The organism is Paraliobacillus sp. PM-2, from assembly GCF_001368815.1.
In the GTDB taxonomy this organism is placed as follows: Bacteria; Bacillota; Bacilli; order Bacillales; family Amphibacillaceae; genus Paraliobacillus.
On record NZ_CTEI01000001.1, the window covers coordinates 909,186 to 927,575 of the forward strand.

Below are 18,390 nucleotides of genomic sequence, written 5' to 3' on the forward strand. Positions count from 1 at the left end.
TTTATTCTCATATTAATCAGCCATACTTTCCTCTGTTTCTTCTGCTCCATCATCTTCTATATGATCATCGTTTGCGGTAAGTGTAAATAATTCTGGAGTAGGATCCAACAATGCATTGAGAAGTGTTTCTATATTCTCATCCTCAAATAAATCCTCTTTTATAGTTTTATTTTTCAAATCGACAATACCACTGCCTAATATTTCTGAAATTAATGCGTAGTCACCATAACAATACTCCTCAATCAACGGAATAATATCCTCTTCAATTACCTGTTTGAATTTGTTAGGTGATACAATTGGCTTTTCACCTTCTAAAAAATACGAATGCCCAATTTGTAAGTTTCTTGCATCTTGTCCTAATTTTTTTATGATCCGTAAATTTAGTTCCTTTAACCATTCACCTAATGGTAAGTTCTTTATAGAGATATCTTCCAATAAGTGATAGTCCGTAAGAAGTTCTATAAAGCCAAATCTTCTTCTTAATGCTACATCTAATAGAGCTATTGATCTATCTGCAGTATTCATCGTCCCGATGATATACACGTTTTCAGGAACTGTAAATACTTGATTTGACAATGGCAAGAGTACTTCTTTTCCTCTTTTATTCCACTCAATACTAGTTATTAACTCCCCAAAAATTCTTGAGATATCTCCTCTGTTGATTTCATCAATTAGTAAATAATAATTTTTACCTGGATTGTTAGTCGCATCTGTACAAACAGATTTGAAAATTCCATCTCTTAACTCAAATAAAGTAGCTTGGTTGACCACCTGTGGCTTTATCCCTTCTAAAAAATCTTCATACCCATAAGAAGGATGAAAGGTACACATTCTTACTGTTCCTCGCTTTTGTGCAGTTCCAGTTATTGTTTGTCTTTCTTGTTGCGTAAGTTGATCAAAACGCTTGTTATAAAGCTGTCTTGCCGATAATTCATAGCTTGTTTTCTCTGCATGATATGTTTTCCCTGTTCCAGGTGGCCCATAAAGTATTACTTGTTTTTTGCGTTTTAATATTTTTTCTATTTTACTTGCAACGCCAGTTAAGCTATCTAACTTTTCTGGTGGATTTGGCCTTATTGGTTGTTGATCTTGATTAGATAACCATTTTTCAATTTCCAACAGATTCTCTACATTCTTCATCGTATAGACAGTGGTTTGCAACCCCTCACTACTATTAGGTAATTTCTGTCTTGGAGTTTGCAGCCATTCTGTTTCAATTGTATGTGGAAAATCTTTTTCTTCCCTATATTGATAGTTTCCTGTGATCTTTCCTATACCTAATACTTGCCCTCCATCTGCAGCAATAACAATTGTTCCTTTTTTTAATCTAGTTAAAAACGCTGTTACTTGCGATGTCCACCTGCCAATTACCTGGGGTGTTTGAGTATAATGTTCTTCATATATCTTCTTAATCTCTGCTTTCATTTCCGTTATTTTCGTGTCTTCGAATCGGTTTAAATCACCCAATTCTGGCCAACCAATAGATACATAGCCCTCTGCATACATTTCTTCCCAATAACTTTTTGAACCTGCTGTTGTACCTATTCGAATGTAGTGATGCGGGGCTCCATAGATTTCATTAATAGATTGGGTCAGTTGATTTATATGAATTCCTAACTCATCAGACAGTAAGATAAGTTGTCCAGATAATGAGTATAGGCCTTCAGGAGTTACAGGCTTGACTTGCAACTTAATTAAGGCATTTTTTTGCCAGTCTTTATTATGAAAATTATCTATTTTGTCTGGATAAATCATATGATAATACTTATGCACCCAGCCTAAACTGTTCATATTGAAATCTAAATTATTGTCAAACTCTGTTTGCAACTGAATGTATTCAGACTCAGCCACATCTTCTTTATTTACTAGGCTCTCTAATATTTCAGACCCTCTCACTAGATTATCTCGTACACTTCTAGCTTTCGTTATCGCTTCTTCCTCTGTTAATTCTTCCGGCTTCTGACTGCTCCCTGTCATCCAAACCCCATCACTATTGCGTTTAAAAATAATAAATTTGTATGCACTATCACCTGAAATACTACCGTATGTAGTCGTTTGAAAATCATCATGATTTTTAAATTCTAACCAGTAAACCAAACTATCACGATTACCGAGGTTAAAAAGAGTATCTAGTAGCAATTTGCCGTCTAATGTTTTTAGCTTTTCAGGACTAAATTTCTCTTTAAATAATCGGTATCCCGTATTCAATTGCTCTTCTGTAGGCATTTTCTTGTATCTAATAGTTTATCGCGTAACATATCGAATTCTCCCTCTACTTATTTACTTTATACCTTGTATCTATCCTCTGCTTAAAAACGAATTATCCACCCATTTTCCCTATTATTTTCTCTTCAATTCATTCAATGTCCTACCTTCTTCGTCTTTCCATTCTCGCCATCCGTTTGCTCTCCTTCCAAGTACTGCTGCGTCTGCGGCACTTGGAGAGTTAAATATGTAATCAGAGTCGAACACATAAACATTACCTGTTATTTACAATATCCCACTATTCAGTAACTTCTGGCGCATATTAATAATCCAATTTCCTGCTGTCCTTGTTTCGTCTATGTTAGCTAGCGACCCCTTATAAACCACTAACCCTTCATCGGTATATGCACCTGTTGCATCAGCAAGTTTTCCTTTACAGATAAGTTTTTCTTCATCACTTTTCACTGCATGTACTTCTTCAAACAATGGATAACCAAGGGTAGAAATCAATGTCCTCATTGTGTCAAAATCATCCATTAGATCAGCATGCATTGGTTCTGTAATAAACGGTTTTGTCGGGACTGTGTCGTTTTCAACTTCAAATCTGTTCACTTCTTTAGCTTTGAAATAACAATGATGCTCTAAGTATTTAACGTGAGCTTTGGTAAAAGTGTTCGTTTTTGATACTACAACTAAAGCTACGTTCCAAAACTCTTTCCTCGCATTATGTTGCTTTAACCTTTTATAGCAGTCTTCCGCTTCACCAATATAAACAATATCTTTTGCTTTCTGATCGAATTGTCCAAACAAAAAGTATAAGCCTACGTTCTTTAATTCCTCGCGAGAACTAGCATCATCCAACTTATTTCTAGGAATAAGAATTATCTTACTGATTATACTTGTGATCTCGGCTATTCTAATACTTCTAGGCGATCCATCTGGTAAGAAAATTTAGATTGTTTTTGGAGTCATCTAATAGCACCTCTCTAGGTTAATCTTTACTTAGCTGGTATTTGTTATCCTCTCTATTATCTGCTCGCGAACAACATTCTTTTCCTCAACCTATGGTGCACTATGATACAATGCACCATTGCATTCTATCCCGATAATGTATTTCTCTGGAGATGTTGGATGATTGATTGCTAAATCAATTCTGTAACCTGACATTCCTACTTGTTTATCCACTTTGTATACTGCATTTGTTAACTGTTCATAAACTTCAGTTTCAAAAGGCGAATCAAATGTCAGACCATGATCCTGACGTTTGGTATTCATATCCTCATTAAGGGTATTAAAAACACATTCTATTGTTTCTCTCGACACCTTGTTGACCAAGCGTTCCAAAATCAACGTTAAATCATACAATTTTCCTTAAGAATACATTATCCCTATGCCATTTAATATATTGTTGTTGTATGTTATTCATTTGGATCTTCAATTTATTGTCAATATCCAAAAAAACCTTGGATACTTCATCTAAATCATCTGAAATCGAAATCTCCGCATTATTCTTGAAACTAATATATCCTTTATCAAACAAAACATCATGGTTAGGACAAAGGAGAAAGCCATTGTTAACGTCAAGCCTTTCCCTATATTCTGATTTGCTCCATGGTTTATTATGACTTGCAATAAGAAAACTTTCACTTGAAACCCCGCATAATTTGCACTTCTTTTCAACATGAAGTAATGCTTTCTTAAAAAACATTTGTCCTATCCTCGCTTTGATGACTTGATCTCTTTCTGTTTCTGATATTTCACTAGATTCCGTCAAGCTATTAATTGATGATTCTAATTCTTTATATATTTCAGCGCTAGTAATGTTCTCATTTTTAATACTGGTCTCTGCGTGTTTCTTTATATTATCTTCAAATTCACCATCATAAAGATTTAGATCATCATGATTTTCCGCTGCCATCTCCAAAAAGTAACTATTTATGTTGTTTATAAAATCTATAATGTTTGGCATTATTTGATCAACACATTTTTCTATAGATGATGTTTCAATACCTTTAAATCGTACAAATTGAAAAGACCCATACGCCGATGTTTACCAATTTTCAACCATTTCATATAGTCTTCTTGAAAAATATTAGCATCATCTTTTTTCAAAACAGGTGAATCAAACAGTTGTTCCAGGTATCCTTGTTTCTGTCTCATTTCACTCATTAAAATCGAACGGCGTTCAGAATTTTTTTGATCTATATCTAAAACATAACAAATTCTAATTCCATCTGGAACTTTTGATGAAAAATCAATTAAGTATCCATTATTTTCATTCAGAGGTACATGAACCCTAAACTTCTTTTCCGATGGCCTTTTGTCATAAAAAGCCTACATATATTTCATACGTTCAGATAACTCTTTCATTACATCAATTTGTTTTGCCTTATCCATAATATTCCCTCCTGCTTGTTAATCCATTGAGAATCTTCAGCTTTTGTCATCTTTTTATACCAACCATAACAATTTCAATTCCTTTTACACCCTAAGTATTAATTTGAGTTATCCATACAAGGTCAAACATTTTTCAATTGATTATTTACAGCTGAAGTAAAGCTCTTTTGAAGTTCTTTTATTTGTTCATTAGTCATTACTTCTAAATCGATGGTTGCCCCTTTTCCAATTCTCCGTTTAGCTTTAGGATACCTTGGGAAAACCTGTATTTTACCATTTTCTTTATATACCCTAATGACATTTTTCTTAGTTTCTATAACAATAGGAGTTTCTTCTTCAATGTATTTAATAAAGCGGTTACATAATTGTTCACCTTATAAATTAGGAACATCATACACACCTATGTTTATAGGATCAATTCTTTCTTTGATGAATATCTTTAAACCTAGGATGCTAATATTTTCTATCTCATCTTCGTAATAGATATATGTAAAATTCTCTTGGTGATCATGGACTTTAATTATACGTTTATTTAACTCTGTATCGATTTCCGTACTTATCATCTCATATCTCATAGTTGTCACCTCCTCTAAATTTTAAGTAATCGTAAAGTTCTCTTGCTCAATAGGTACCTGTTATTTTTAAAATAACAGGTACCTTTATTTAATTTACCACTTGCCCCAAAACTTCTTTCTCGATATCAATATCTTTACTTGGAACAATAACGTTTTCAGCCAATTCTTTTTTCTTAGACAACAATTTATCTACTACCTCTTCAACTGATGTACCACCCTCATCACTCGTGACAATTGGATAGTACACGTGTACATCTTTTTCTTGACCAATTCTATAAACTCGATCAGTTGCTTGATTTTCTACCGCTGGATTCCACCATCTTGTATAATGAATAACATGGTTCGCACTTGTTATTGTTAAACCTGTGCCAGCAGCTTTAGGTGCAAGAATTAAGATATCGAAACCATCCTTTTGATTAAATTGATCAACAACGTGTTGACGGCGGTCTGTTGTACCATTGATGATAGCTGGATTTAAATCGAACTTATTTAAAATTGCTTGCTTTAATATTACTTGCATTTCGCGATACTCTGTAAATATGATCGCTTTTTCACCTTTATTTTTGATATCATTTAGCAGCTCTAGTGTTTTTACTAGTTTCGGTACATTTTTAATGTTAGTTCCCTTATAAGAACTATCTACTAGCCCTGGATGAGAAGAGAGCATTTTTAATCTCATAATGCCTTGAATAGGTGGCATATCTTTGTCTTCTACTTGCTTTAATATATTCTTATACACGGCTTTTTGTTGTTTCCCCATTGGAACAGGGAATTTATACTCTGTCTTAGATGGTAGCTGATCTTTCAACTCCCCAGCCTTTGTCCGTCTTTTATATATAAAATGGATTTTGCTTTCAATATCTTGTTGAATAGAATCATAAGCTGACTCGTCAGTAAGTCTAGGTTCATAGCTATTTCTAAATTCTTTTAAACTACCTAAGATACCCGGTTGCACAAAATCAACAATAGACCAAAGTTCTGTTAAATTATTCTCAACTGGTGTTCCCGTTAACGCAATACGTCCTCTATTTTTTAAAGCTTTAACTACTACAGATGCACCAGTTGATGGATTTTTAATAGCTTGTGCTTCATCACAAATCACCATTTGCCAGTCTACTCTTCCCATCACTAACTGATCTCTTATCAGTGTTTGGTATGTTGTTAAAACAATATCAAACTTAGAAATAATAGTTGGATCTTTTATACGATTACTTCCAAGGTGGACATAAACATTCCCAGATAACATCGGGGCAAACTTATCCATTTCTTTTATCCAATTATCAATTAGCGATTTTGGTAGTACTAATAATGTCGGAGTTAAACGACTCATTTCCTTTAAATAAGACAAATATGCAATAACTTGAATAGTCTTACCTAACCCCATATCATCTGCAAGTAAACCGCCATACCCTGTAAAACGCAGTGATTTCATCCAGACAAAACCATCTTGTTGAAATGACTTTAAAGTTGCAGTAAACCCTTGGGGAGGCTGATTATTAAGTACTTGTTCGTCATTTAATGTTTCCCGAACTTCTTGAATAGGTTGGTTAAACTCTATATTATTTATATTCTCAAATATCTCTAAAATATAATTAGATGGTATTACTTGTGAAGATGGATTCTGTTTTGCCTCTTCTTTAATTTTTGTTGCCAGATGATTAAAATCTTCTGCATGAGCAGGAGCTGCAACAAATGTATCCTCATCCAATTGTTTAAAGTCACCGCTATTATCTTCAGAGAAAAAATCATCTAATTCTTTAGAAATAGAATTCCCTTGATCATCTCGCACCTGATATCCAGTTTCATACTCAAACCATCCATTCTCAGATTTATTAGCATGTATAAAAGGTTGTGCTTTATAAACACGAATGCCTAAATTTTTTACTCTTTCTCCAAAGTCTTCTAATGAGATATCAATGTCTTCAGGGATAAACGCACTAGGATTTTGTACAAATTTAGGTATATCTTGACCTTGAATTGATTCAATTTGTTGTACTTTAGCTGCTTTTTCTCTTGTATTTTGATCAACAAAAACTCTCGTCGTCCCTAATTTCGTATAGCCGCTTCTTGTTTTGTTTAGTTCAGTCAAATCCTCTTCCGCTAGTTCATCGTGCTTGTAGGAGGAAGAAAAGGTAATACTATTATGTGATCTTTCCAAATCAATACTAACTTCATCAATAAACTCATATTCCTCACGCTCGATATGCTCACTTACTCGAACGCCTAATGCTTTTGCTTGTTTTTTTATTTTTGCAATATAAAGAAATAGTTCATCTCGATCACGAGGATCAGGTGCATTCGCAATATTCTCAAGTAAAGAATAGTACTCAGGTTCAATTAGAATGTTTTCTTTTGTGGGGAGTTCAAATATTGCGCCTTTTCTTGTTCCAACTCTATGTAAATTAGGATAACCTTCAGTGTGTATCCGTGGAATAAATTTAAAATTCTTTGAACCTACAAAACTCTCATTCTCTATCTTTATATCAACAGCTGTTGTCTGTTCAGGGAGAGTGAGTATCGCTCTTTCTTCACTTTCCAACTTATATAACATTTCATATGAAAGAAAATAACTATATTTCTCCACTTCCTGTATTTTCTCATCCAACCATAAGTCTTCAACCAACTGTAATTGATCCAAGTTAGTTAAGCCTTTCATTTCTGACACAGTAAGCCTAATAGGGAGGGAAAGTGGCTTTTCATCCTGTTGAATAGAAAAAATAACACCCTTTGATTCTATATTTTTATTAAGAATAATGTTAACGGTATTTCTTTTAAATAAAGCCATGACTATAACCTCCACCAATTAAGCTCTATACTGCTTAAAATTTTTATTAATAGTGTCCTTGTAAATAATGTGACATGTAATCATCAAAACGTGAATGCCAACTATTGTGTGTATGTGATAATTTATGAATATAAAAGGATGCATATATATTTTTTAAAGAAGACACCGAAACATGGGGCTTTAACTTAGGTGCTAAGTGTTTCTTGAAGCCTTCTGTTTCATAAAAATAAGCTGCATTACCAATTTTACCAAACTCCAACACAACAAAGTCATCAAAATACATTGCTGCTACGGGCGGTTCTTCAATCACTTTTAGGTCTGTCATTTTTCGAAGGTATTTCTTCCAATACCCAAAACGTTCATAGTCAAGAAATTCAAATAATTCATTTTTGAACAGCCATTTCCTGACATTTTGAACAGCTAATTGCGAAAGACCTTCCCATCTCGATAGATTTTTTCTTGGATCAAGTAGCCTGGAAATCACTTGATTTAACAGATCATCATGAAATGCATTAAAATCAAATGCTGCTAGATATTGATTGATAATCTGCTTGTAATCTTTAAGAGGCATATTCTCTAATTTGTTCTCAATTATAGTTGAGCCTTGAGTATCTACAAACCATTTCTCTTGTATAAATACAAGCAGAATATTTCTCCACAGTTCAGCTGCTAATCTACTATCTTTAGCTACTTTCCATTCTTTGAAACTTTCTTCTAATGGTTTTCTTTCTTTTCCAATCTCTGAAGCAAGATTAGACAGAATACTATTAGAATTAAAAATCGTTTTATAAGCCTGACGAATGTATCCCCGTAAACCTAAAAAGTTATTACTTTCAACAAAAAAGCAATGATTTAATACTTTACTGATTTCTTCATCAAAAGGTAATTGTTGAAAATGCAACCAAAACCGACGTCCAACAATTTTATTATATCTTTCCATTAGAATGAGTACGATTTTTCTAATTGTGTTTTTGTTCACTTGTTCGTAAGGATATTCTGTTGCAAGAATGTTAATATCAATTGGTTTAAGTTTTTCAGCAAATTTCTTTATTACTGAATCATTATTAGGTAAAGCACGAATTTGCTCTAGTAACTTAGGAAGTTTTATTGCTGTTAACTGTTCAGACACTTTATCAGCATTTTTATATTTTTTTGAAATTCTCTCCGCTTCTTGATGAAGTTCTTTTGGATAGAAATGAAACGTTGGATATACATCTGAACTATTCATTATCGTTCACCAGCTCTTGTATATTTTTAATCATTTCTTCATCTTTTAAACGAAACTTAAATTCAACACGCCTCGATTTCTCACTATCTACTTCTCCACTTTCATTATACATTGGTACTGTAAAAGAGCGTCCATTTGACGTTATTAATTGTCTCAGTTCCTTCTTGGCTTCAAAATCAGGGAAATCATCTTCATAAATCTCTTTTACTACTGCAAAAGATCTATCTTGTGATAGCTCCATATTGTATAAATAAGTACCTTCTTGGTCTGTGTGTCCCTCAACAATAATTTGAGATATATGCTCTCTAAATTCATCTGAAAGTAAAATACTAATATATTTTGGAACGAATGATTTTAAGTTCTCACTACCCGCTTCACTAACTTTAGCACTATCGTAACTAAAGAAAACACCACTAGAGAATCGAATAGCACCTGTTTGTGGGTCAATTTCCATTTCGAGATTTGAATCACTAAACGATTCACTTAACTCTTCAATTAACCGCGTTTTTACGCCTAATACTTCTTCTATCATTTGGTCTTTTGCTTCCATTTCAGTTTGGTTACCAAAAATATTAACCATTAGCAATAAAGCAAATATTAGTAACAATGCGCTCATTAAATCAGAAAAAGACATCCAATAGTGGTTGCTTCCTTCTTCAAACCTTTTGACTTGTCTGGACCTTTCTAAACGTTTTCTAGCCATTATCATTTCACCCTTGCTTCTCTACGCCAGCTGCAATTTGCTCTAGCGATTGGTTAAACCTCGATATTTGACCATTTACACTATCAATATCTTGTTCCATCGACTCCACAACTTGATTAATGCCACCAACACCTCTTGCAAGATATTCGACAGCCGTCTTCAACTCTTTATCAAATTGTTCAAATGTTCGTTGAACACCACGTTGCATATGATCGGCGAAATCATTCATGGACTGATCTAATCTATTATTGAGCGCCTCAAATTGTTCTCTGTTACCCACCAAGGCCTCACTGTTCTGGGTCCAATAATACTTAAGTTCTTGCACATTCCTTTGTAGAAGATCCATATGTTCCTGTTTCGTATTATCTAGAGTTTCTCTTTCTTCTGTTATTCTTTCAAAAAGCTGTTTCATATTTGTATGCATCGATTCATTGATTTCAGAGTTTTCTACTAAATCTTCAAGTAATGATTGTGTCTTCACACTCCATTGATTGGAAATCTCGTGTTGATCTACCAATGAATCAGTTAGTTTAGTATTATTTATGATACTTTGATCAATAGATTCATTAGCGTAAGATAATGATTCAATTGTTGTTTTTGTTTCCTCTTGCATGTCATTCATTACTGCACCAAGTTCAGTAATACGTTTCATCGTATGATTCATCTGATCTAGACGATTAGCAAAGTTATCCTCAGATTCCTTATGACGATCATTCATTTCATGAGATAATGACCTCATTTGCTCCAATAAACTTGTATTTTGTTCTGTGATAGAACTTAACTCTTGGGTTGAAGTAATTAATTTTCCTTGATAATCAGATAACGTCTCTGTGTATTCATTCATTTGTTCACTTAAATCTGTTGTATTTTTTGCCATTTCTGATTGTTTTTCAGCAACATTAGACAATTCTTCTACTAATGCGCTCATTTCTCCGTGAACTTTTTCTTGCCACTCTACAGTCTTATTAAGTGCCTCACCTAAATCCTTCATATGATCTCCTGTTACTTCATTTAGAGATTCAACAAAATAGTTGACCATTTCATTCAATTTTTCACCTTGTGCTTCGGTTGTGTTTTGTACGACAGTCTCCATTATTTCATTACTACGTTCTAAGTGCGGATTAAGAGACTGTTGAACAGTTTCAGATATTCCGGTTGTTAATTTTGTGACAAATTCATCAGCAAAGAATGTTTTAAGGTCGTTCATTTGCTCTTGTTGCGTCTTGACCATTTCTTCTAATAAACTTCCCTCTGTTTTAATCGGGAATGCCTTGTCTAAATCAGACATTAGTAGATCAAAATTCTTAGAAATCATCCTATAAAAGAATATACGATCACACAATTGATAGATTAACGATATAACAATACCAGCAATAGAAGAGTAGAAAGCAAATTCCATTCCAGAGAGCAAAGTATTTATACCACCTTGCAGTTCATCAACCCCTGCATTAGAATTAATACCAGTAATCCCTGAAGTAATCCCCCAAAACGTACCTAAAATACCTAGTGAAACGAAAACAGCAGGAAGCGTTTCAACTAGTTTTCTTCGCCCGTATTTATAGACTATTTGATCTTCTTTAAATGATTCATAAACATCAGGTATATAATGTTCTTCGGTAGAACTGTATTCCCAATAAAACTTCTTCCAAGACTTTTCAAGTATCCCTGGCAACCATTTTGATTTAGAAGACTTGAACCATTCATTGATAAGAACTATCCGTTTATCAATCCCGCCCTCTTGATTTGAGACTTCATTTAACTTCTTGCTAAAAGAATTCATTCCAATCTTAATCCATAAATAAAATGCCAATGTGACAAAGAATATAACAACTGCTGCTATAGTTAAAATTCGAATATAAAAATCATTTGATATTACCTCATATATACTAGCAAACATACGCGCCCTCCAAAAAAACTGTTTAATATATTACTTGTTTTTTTCTATCTTTTAGTAAAAGCATGAATAGCAAACTTAAAACTTCTATGAATCTTGTTTTTGTAATGAAACCATTTGTTCAAACAGTTTTTCAACAGTGTTAATCCCGACTCGGTCATATTTAGCTAGTATTACTAGCTCTTGAGGGAGTTGGCTAACACTATGTTTCCCATCCTCTTGTAATTGACGCAAGAAATTAGGAAATCCTTTAAAATAATCATTTGTTAATGGGGTCTTGGCCAACTTGTCTGTCACAATCAGATAATTTGATTGAAAGAAGATAAATAATTCTCCAGGTCTATTTTTCATAATACTTCGACGTTCTTTTTCCTCTTCTATGAAACTCGCTAAGTCTTCAAATAATAACGCTTCATGTGTCTCGTTATAACGCTTCACTCTACTTGATAAACCTTCTAAATCAGGTGGTAATTCACTCATAATTCGCGCTTGCTCCACACCACCAAGTGCGATCATAAACCTTTCTGATTTCAGAAATCTTTGTGGTAACAAAAATGAATCTCGTAAGAAATAGGGGACATCTACTACATTATCTTGGTAAGTGATAGTTCTAACTTTAGTATCTCCAGGTACATCAACACTTTGGTCATATGTCACTTCTTCTTTTACTGTAGAAGCACTATCCATCTGACCAGCAATCTCTGTTACTTTTGATAGAACAGCATTCTGCCACTGACTCAAGCGTAACTCTACTTCTTCTATATCATAGTTATTCGCATGTTCTATTTGTGGTTCTTGATATCTTGGCATTTCAAATGATAACGGCCCATAGACCTCCATGTACCATCTGACCAAAAGATATAAAGCTTCCCAACTCTTTAGCGCTTCTGAATAGCGAAACACCCTTGTATTGTGTGAAGCATCGTTTCCTGCTTTTCTTACTATATGTATGGCATCCTGAATATCTTGTGGTACTATTCCCTGTGACTGAAGTAATTGAATTCTATCCATTAGTGTTGAACAGCCAATATCTGATATTCCTTCTGTATTAAGTACACGATGAACTATATCTTCAACAAATGTTCTGGAATTAGTTAACATCATTCTCGGACTTGTAAAAACGCTATATTCTAGTTCTCTTGCAAGTGACGCTAATTCAACAGAAATAGCTCTTAGAAATTGATAATAATACTCATTTTTTTTCAAAACCAGCGCTTCCTCTCTATTTAAATTCGGACAGACTCTATTTTTTTCGATAAAATGTTGGAATATTTACAGGACAAAATTTAAATCAATTAATATTGAATTCTATTACTTCTATATTAGTTCATTTGTCATAACTTTTAAATGAAATTAGCGAAATTTGTTAATATTTTGTAGCTGCCTAGTTATTGAATGGTCAAATCTAGTAGCTATTCGTCTGCTGATTGGAAATCTACTATTAATCTCTTATTTTCAAAAAAGATTCAACATTTCAGTGATCTAAAAAGAAAAAGCAACATATCCCTTGGGAATATATTGCCTGAAAATAATAATTAATCTACTTTAAAATCAATACTTGAAACATCACTTCTAATAGAACCAATATCTAATTCGAGATTACTTAAGTTTGAATCAATAGTATTCACATCCATTTTTATTGAATGCACGTCTAAGTCCATTGCTCCTACATCTCTTTCAATACTACTTAAACGATCGTTCATACCACTTACCTCAACCAATAAATCCTTTAACACATCATATGTATAATAAAATTCTATAAACATTTTACATTTCCCTTCCAGACCCTTCACACGAGGTTTGCTCTAAATCTTGCCACTTATATATCATTTTATATGAGGATTAGTCAGCCACTACAAAATGGTTCGACTATTTTTTGTATTATTAAAAAACTTCAACCCTAATTCTAAAACAAATCGGGTCTTCTTTGTGAAAAGTAATACGGATGCTTTTTTATAAAATCTAACGCTTCCGAATCACTTAATACTTCCGTTGTCCTGTCTTCAAATCGTTCGTTTTCCTTGCCATCAAAGAATTTACCTGTCGTAATTTTCGTTACCTCAATACTCCCGCAAGATACACTGATTTCTGTCTGATGACTATTATTTCCATATCCACTGTAAGGTTGATACGTATGACTTATTCCATCAAATTCTCCCGCCTTAAGGGCCGTTAATACTTCTTCTCTTTTCATTTGAGCCATCCTTTCTGCCGCCAATACGGCTAAAAACAATGATGAACACACCACTTTCTTCAGCGCTTTTTACAGTATATGAACGCTACCAGAATAGTAGGCCATTAAAAAACCTCCTCTGCCCAGATCCCCTTCCTGCTAATCTTTGCTCGTATCTGTGCATGTATACACCGTTGATAATGTTTATATGGCGGATGATAGGCATAGGCTACATAGGCGAATCCTTCTTCCAACAACAACTCATTTAACATGACACCATCCACCCATAAATAAGCTAGCAATCTACAAAATGATCATACCGTGGGTCATATTCCAACTGCACCTGTTTACCGATCAGTATCTGTCTCGATCTAGCAACCGCCTCTGCACCAAGGGGCTCGTCTGAAATATCCGGGTGCACGGTTTCTGGTGCATTAATTAACAGTAACCGTACATCAACAATGTTTCCGTTTAGAAACACTTTGTATAGGTGCCTGTCACTTCCCGAATAAGTTATTCTTTTGGTCAGGCTAGTAAACGGAGGATGGATCAATAAGAAAAATGCCAGGCACCACGTGTGGACATATGTCCACACACGGTACCTGACACTGAAATGGTTTATATTTTTAATGTTGGCGTCTGAACCAGTAATTTTAACTTCTTCATTACGAACAGCAATACAAAAATAAGAACCAGAGTCTATCGGGATTCTATAATTCCCTTTAAAATTTCTATCCCTTGCTGCATTTGTTTATATGTTGGATAAGCAAAGGAGAGGCGAATACTTTGACTTGTGATATCTTGATAGATTGAAGTTGGATTAATTAAAACCTTTTTCTTAAAAGACTCTGAAAATAAATGCTTCGTGTTAATCGGGTGTTTAAAATGAACCAAAATGAAGAATCCGCCTTTTGGAACTTCCCAATAAGCATCGTCTTGAAAATACCTATTTAAAAGTTGAATTAAATAATTCCTCTTCTTTAACAGTTCTTTTCGGGTTTGCTGCAAATGTAGTTCATACAAACCCGACGTTAACATATATTCAGCAACCGCTTGAGATACCATACTAGTACCATAATCTATTTGCATTCGTATATCGGCAAGTCGTCCTATTACTTTTTCCGGTCCTACCATCCATCCAATACGTAATCCGGGATCGATCGTCTTAGAAAAACTTCCCGTATAAAGTACATGCCCTTGCGTGTCTAAAGATTTAAGAGTTGAGGGTGGTTCTTCTTCAAGCCAAAGATCCCGATAGATATCATCTTCAATCAGAGGTAACTGATATTCTTCACATACACGCAGAAGCTCCTTCCTTCTTTCTAATGGCATTGTATTTCCGGTTGGATTGTGAAAAGTAGGGTTTGTATATACAATAGATTTATTTTTTACAATTGATTGTCTCCTAAAATAGGCAGTATCTAAGCCTTTATCATTAACTGGTATGCCTTTAAGTTTCATTCCCATAGAACGAAATACGTGAGTTGAGTATAAATAAGAAGGCTTCTCTAAAAAAACAGTTGATTCTGATTGAAGTACTCCTAAAGAAATCAATTGCAAAGCTTGTAGTGAACCAGAAACGATAAGAATGGATTCAGGATCCGCAAGCACACCTCTAGAAGCTAAGTGATGACTCAGTGCCCTCCTCAGTGAAAGACTTCCTTTCCCATCACCATAACCGTAATAGGATATGTTTTCACCTACCTTCTTAAAGGTTTGAGAAAGTTCTTTTCTTGGATATAAATCTGATCCAAGCTCTCCCTTACTTAAATGAATAAACCCTCTATCTATCTCTGTTTGGTTAATTTTTCGCACGATAGGATCATTCGGTGGGTGTAATGACCATTGTACAAAATCATTCCAATGTGGCGTACTGTTTGTTAATTGCTGCCATAAATTTTGTACGACTTTCGTTGAACTTCCCATTTTACCTTCTATTAATCCTTGTGCCTTTAATTCATCTAATGCAGCTATTATTGTGCTACGATTCACACCTAAAGTGGAGGCCAGTTCCCGTTGAGAAGGAAGGTTACTACCGGCTGGCCATTCACCATTTTTAATCTTTCTTTTTATATAATCCTGAATCATTATGTGTTTTGGTATAGCTGTATTTTTGTTTATCTCGCTCACCTCTAATTGGTTGGATCTGAAATTGTAGAATTGGTTGAAGTTAATTTAGTGCTGTTATTTTAACATAAAAGGACAAAAATTAGATGTTCTAGTTTTCAGGAGGGGTGTAGGTAAGTATGAATATGAAAGTATTTATTTCTTATATCTTAACAATTTTTCTGTGGGGGTCCGCATTTCCAGCGATTCGTGTCGCACTTGAATCTTACAATTCTTTTCATCTGGCTTTTTTACGAATGTTTATTGCATCATTAGCTTTGCTTGTTTTTGCTTTTATTATGAAAATGCGGATTCCGGACAAGAAAGATATCCCGATTATTTTATTGTTAGGCTTTCTCGGTTTCTCTGTATACCATACATTTTTAAATTTAGGTGAAAGGACCGTTGATGCAGGAACAGCAAGTTTATTGGTGTCTACTACTCCTATACTCTCTGCTTTACTTGCAGCAGTATTTTTGAAAGACAGATTCAATCGTTATGGTTGGGTCGGTTCTTCCATTGCTTTCTTCGGCGTAATCCTTATTACATTAGGAACTGGTGGAGGATTTAGTATCGAATGGGGGGTTTTTTTGATTTTGATTAGTGCTTTTGGAGAAAGTTTTTATTTTGTATTTCAATCTTTCTATTTAAAAAAGTATGGATTTTTACCTTTCACTACCTATACTATCTTAGCCGGTACTTTATTTATGTTTCCATTCTCAGGAGGATTATGGACAACAATCCAACAAGCTTCTGTAGAAAGTACACTTGTTGTAACTTATTTAGGGTTATTCCCAACGTTAATTCCTTATTTTGCTATTGCTTATGTGACAGCTAAACAGGGGGCTTCAGAAGCAACAAGTTCTCTGTATTTAACACCAGTTGTGGCTATTCTCATTTCTTGGTTATGGCTTGAAGAAATACCTACATTATTATCAATTTTTGGAGGCACTTTAGCACTTATTGGCGTATCACTTACTACAATTCATCCAAAAAAGAAAGAAAAAGAGATTTTTAAGCAAAGACAAAATTATGTGTAAATATTACTAGTCAGGTACTATGAACTGATCTCATATTAAAAATGTAACCAATTAAAGGGACGCCTTTCATATCAAGAATGGCGCCCGATTAAGGGAAATCAAACTTATCTTTTACAGTGTTAAAGCACCCCTTAATGCAATAAGAACAGTAAACATCTAAGAGAAGAACAACCAACACAACCATGAAGGAGTTTCTTTCGTGTTAATGAGAATTAGGTGTTGTTCATTTCATAGCCATTTACAAAAAGATTTATTGTTTCTAATTCTTCTTCATTTAACGGTCTATCTATAGCTTGCCTAAAAGCATCCTTAATTTTTCCAGCATCCCCTTTATACTTTTCGGTTAGGTTCCCTACTACTTTTTGTAATTCAATTTCTTTTAAAAATTCCATTCTATTCATATTCTCCGAATGTGAAAGGATGTATGTTTCTGCATCGAATGTTTCAAGCTCTTTTATTAAGTTAAATGCATGTTTCGATGTGTAGTTCTTTTTAGAGGAAAAGATATCTGGATAGATACTATCACCTAAAAAAAGTACCTTTTCTTCTTTTATGTAAACAACAACAGAGTCTTTTGAATGATCACCACCCACATGTTTTATCACACAAGTAACTCCTCCAAGGTCTATTTCAAGCTGATGTTCAAACGTTAATGTAGGTAGTACAATTTGAATGTTTCTTTCATGACCAAACTCTTTTTTAATACAATCAGCACAAAATTTAATTTCAGTTCCTTTTTGAACTCGTTCATCTAAAGCCTTATCTGTCCATTCATAAGCTATCAGTTTATTCATCTCTTTCTTCGTATCTGCAGATGAAATAGTCATTACATCCTTTAGTACCGACATACCAAAAATATGATCCCAATGCCAATGAGTTAATACAACAACATCAGGCTTGGAGATATTTTGCTTAGTTAATTTTTCTAAAAACAAACGTGCATGGGCTTCTGAATTGCCTGCATCAATCATCAAATTCCTATTATCCCCAACGACCATTCCTAATGTCGGTCTGTCAGTTTCTGAAACTGGTGTCATAAACCAAAACGATTTTCCAATTCTTTTTAATTCTTGCATGATTGTCACCTCCACATAAAATGATATATACATGACTTTTTCAAGCTCTTCTCACTCACTTTTGTTTATTATGAAATGATGAACTAAATATAAGTAAAACATAATTTGGCGGTGCAAATTAACCAAGTATTGTCGATAATAGTAATACTTCTATAATTAACAAGTAGTGCAATTCCTTATTCAACTCCTGCTACCCGTTAACGCAATA

18 protein-coding genes are annotated in these 18,390 nt (G+C 34.0%); 1 reads left to right on the forward strand and 17 read right to left on the reverse strand.

The window, feature by feature from the left end; all coding sequences use genetic code 11:
• Positions 1 to 12: 12 nt before the first annotated feature.
• The 16 genes from BN1058_RS04125 to BN1058_RS04190 all read right to left on the reverse strand — a co-directional run bounded on the left by BN1058_RS04125 (position 13) and on the right by BN1058_RS04190 (position 16,048).
• Positions 13 to 2,226 (reverse strand): AAA family ATPase, encoded by a 2,214-nt coding sequence (locus BN1058_RS04125; protein ID WP_090853266.1) that lies wholly within the window; start codon positions 2,224 to 2,226, stop codon positions 13 to 15.
• A 114-nt stretch (positions 2,227 to 2,340) separates the two neighbouring features.
• Complete coding sequence (locus tag BN1058_RS14480; RefSeq protein ID WP_255306983.1) at positions 2,341 to 2,472, reverse strand: DUF4357 domain-containing protein; 132 nt, start codon at positions 2,470 to 2,472, stop codon at positions 2,341 to 2,343.
• A gap of 18 nt (positions 2,473 to 2,490) precedes the next feature.
• A complete protein-coding gene (locus tag BN1058_RS14485; RefSeq protein WP_255306984.1) occupies positions 2,491 to 3,015 on the reverse strand; it encodes a GIY-YIG nuclease family protein in 525 nt (174 codons plus the stop codon).
• Between the two features lie 252 nt (positions 3,016 to 3,267).
• Positions 3,268 to 3,480, reverse strand: coding sequence for a hypothetical protein (locus tag BN1058_RS04135; protein ID WP_090853269.1), 213 nt, complete (start codon positions 3,478 to 3,480; stop codon positions 3,268 to 3,270).
• Between the two features lie 82 nt (positions 3,481 to 3,562).
• Complete coding sequence (locus BN1058_RS04140; protein WP_090853271.1) at positions 3,563 to 4,174, reverse strand: HNH endonuclease; 612 nt, start codon at positions 4,172 to 4,174, stop codon at positions 3,563 to 3,565.
• An 802-nt stretch (positions 4,175 to 4,976) separates the two neighbouring features.
• Positions 4,977 to 5,177, reverse strand: coding sequence for a hypothetical protein (locus BN1058_RS04145; RefSeq protein WP_090853274.1), 201 nt, complete (start codon positions 5,175 to 5,177; stop codon positions 4,977 to 4,979).
• Positions 5,178 to 5,265: 88 nt separating this feature from the next.
• Positions 5,266 to 7,962, reverse strand: coding sequence for a DEAD/DEAH box helicase (locus BN1058_RS04150; protein ID WP_090853277.1), 2,697 nt, complete (start codon positions 7,960 to 7,962; stop codon positions 5,266 to 5,268).
• Positions 7,963 to 8,008: 46 nt separating this feature from the next.
• Positions 8,009 to 9,190, reverse strand: coding sequence for a hypothetical protein (locus tag BN1058_RS04155; RefSeq protein ID WP_090853280.1), 1,182 nt, complete (start codon positions 9,188 to 9,190; stop codon positions 8,009 to 8,011).
• Complete coding sequence (locus BN1058_RS04160) at positions 9,183 to 9,893, reverse strand: OmpA family protein (protein WP_255306985.1); 711 nt, start codon at positions 9,891 to 9,893, stop codon at positions 9,183 to 9,185. Before BN1058_RS04160 ends, BN1058_RS04155 begins: the two co-directional genes overlap by 8 nt.
• Before the next feature lie 7 nt (positions 9,894 to 9,900).
• The gene (gene zorA, locus BN1058_RS04165) at positions 9,901 to 11,790 is read right to left on the reverse strand and encodes an anti-phage ZorAB system protein ZorA (protein ID WP_090853284.1); all 1,890 of its coding nucleotides are present in this window, start codon (positions 11,788 to 11,790) and stop codon (positions 9,901 to 9,903) included.
• Positions 11,791 to 11,874: 84 nt separating this feature from the next.
• Positions 11,875 to 12,993 carry a DUF4145 domain-containing protein gene (locus BN1058_RS04170; RefSeq protein ID WP_255306986.1) on the reverse strand — a complete coding sequence of 373 codons (1,119 nt, stop codon included), beginning with the start codon at positions 12,991 to 12,993 and terminating at the stop codon, positions 11,875 to 11,877.
• Positions 12,994 to 13,322: 329 nt separating this feature from the next.
• On the reverse strand, positions 13,323 to 13,553 hold the full coding sequence (locus BN1058_RS04175) for a hypothetical protein (protein WP_090853290.1): 231 nt from the start codon (positions 13,551 to 13,553) through the stop codon (positions 13,323 to 13,325).
• Between the two features lie 140 nt (positions 13,554 to 13,693).
• A complete protein-coding gene (locus BN1058_RS04180) occupies positions 13,694 to 13,981 on the reverse strand; it encodes a hypothetical protein (RefSeq protein WP_090855976.1) in 288 nt (95 codons plus the stop codon).
• Positions 13,982 to 14,085: 104 nt separating this feature from the next.
• Positions 14,086 to 14,232 carry a thermonuclease family protein gene (locus BN1058_RS04185; RefSeq protein ID WP_090853221.1) on the reverse strand — a complete coding sequence of 49 codons (147 nt, stop codon included), beginning with the start codon at positions 14,230 to 14,232 and terminating at the stop codon, positions 14,086 to 14,088.
• A 23-nt stretch (positions 14,233 to 14,255) separates the two neighbouring features.
• Positions 14,256 to 14,441, reverse strand: coding sequence for a thermonuclease family protein (locus tag BN1058_RS14155; RefSeq protein WP_141652118.1), 186 nt, complete (start codon positions 14,439 to 14,441; stop codon positions 14,256 to 14,258).
• Positions 14,442 to 14,659: 218 nt separating this feature from the next.
• On the reverse strand, positions 14,660 to 16,048 hold the full coding sequence (locus tag BN1058_RS04190) for an aminotransferase-like domain-containing protein (protein WP_090853293.1): 1,389 nt from the start codon (positions 16,046 to 16,048) through the stop codon (positions 14,660 to 14,662).
• 158 nt (positions 16,049 to 16,206) lie between these two features.
• Between BN1058_RS04190 and BN1058_RS04195 the strand changes: the two genes are divergently transcribed.
• Positions 16,207 to 17,106, forward strand: a complete 900-nt coding sequence (locus BN1058_RS04195; protein WP_090853296.1) for a DMT family transporter — start codon at positions 16,207 to 16,209, stop codon at positions 17,104 to 17,106.
• Positions 17,107 to 17,318: 212 nt separating this feature from the next.
• On the opposite strand, the gene BN1058_RS04200 is transcribed toward BN1058_RS04195, so the two are convergent.
• Positions 17,319 to 18,182 carry an MBL fold metallo-hydrolase gene (locus tag BN1058_RS04200; protein WP_090853299.1) on the reverse strand — a complete coding sequence of 288 codons (864 nt, stop codon included), beginning with the start codon at positions 18,180 to 18,182 and terminating at the stop codon, positions 17,319 to 17,321.
• Positions 18,183 to 18,390 lie beyond the last annotated feature (208 nt).

Bases quoted from the DNA above. Each gene is read 5' to 3' on its own strand.
- BN1058_RS04125 (WP_090853266.1), bottom strand. From the start codon at position 2,226: ATGCCTACAGAAGAGCAATTGAATACGGGATACCGATTATTTAAAGAG.
- BN1058_RS04135 (WP_090853269.1), bottom strand. From the start codon at position 3,480: ATGAATACCAAACGTCAGGATCATGGTCTGACATTTGATTCGCCTTTT.
- BN1058_RS04140 (WP_090853271.1), bottom strand. From the start codon at position 4,174: ATGCCAAACATTATAGATTTTATAAACAACATAAATAGTTACTTTTTG.
- BN1058_RS04145 (WP_090853274.1), bottom strand. From the start codon at position 5,177: ATGAGATATGAGATGATAAGTACGGAAATCGATACAGAGTTAAATAAA.
- BN1058_RS04150 (WP_090853277.1), bottom strand. From the start codon at position 7,962: ATGGCTTTATTTAAAAGAAATACCGTTAACATTATTCTTAATAAAAAT.
- BN1058_RS04155 (WP_090853280.1), bottom strand. From the start codon at position 9,190: ATGAATAGTTCAGATGTATATCCAACGTTTCATTTCTATCCAAAAGAA.
- BN1058_RS04160 (WP_255306985.1), bottom strand. From the start codon at position 9,893: ATGGCTAGAAAACGTTTAGAAAGGTCCAGACAAGTCAAAAGGTTTGAA.
- zorA (WP_090853284.1), bottom strand. From the start codon at position 11,790: ATGTTTGCTAGTATATATGAGGTAATATCAAATGATTTTTATATTCGA.
- BN1058_RS04175 (WP_090853290.1), bottom strand. From the start codon at position 13,553: ATGTTTATAGAATTTTATTATACATATGATGTGTTAAAGGATTTATTG.
- BN1058_RS04180 (WP_090855976.1), bottom strand. From the start codon at position 13,981: ATGAAAAGAGAAGAAGTATTAACGGCCCTTAAGGCGGGAGAATTTGAT.
- BN1058_RS04185 (WP_090853221.1), bottom strand. From the start codon at position 14,232: ATGTTAAATGAGTTGTTGTTGGAAGAAGGATTCGCCTATGTAGCCTAT.
- BN1058_RS04190 (WP_090853293.1), bottom strand. From the start codon at position 16,048: ATGATTCAGGATTATATAAAAAGAAAGATTAAAAATGGTGAATGGCCA.
- BN1058_RS04195 (WP_090853296.1), top strand. From the start codon at position 16,207: ATGAATATGAAAGTATTTATTTCTTATATCTTAACAATTTTTCTGTGG.
- BN1058_RS04200 (WP_090853299.1), bottom strand. From the start codon at position 18,182: ATGCAAGAATTAAAAAGAATTGGAAAATCGTTTTGGTTTATGACACCA.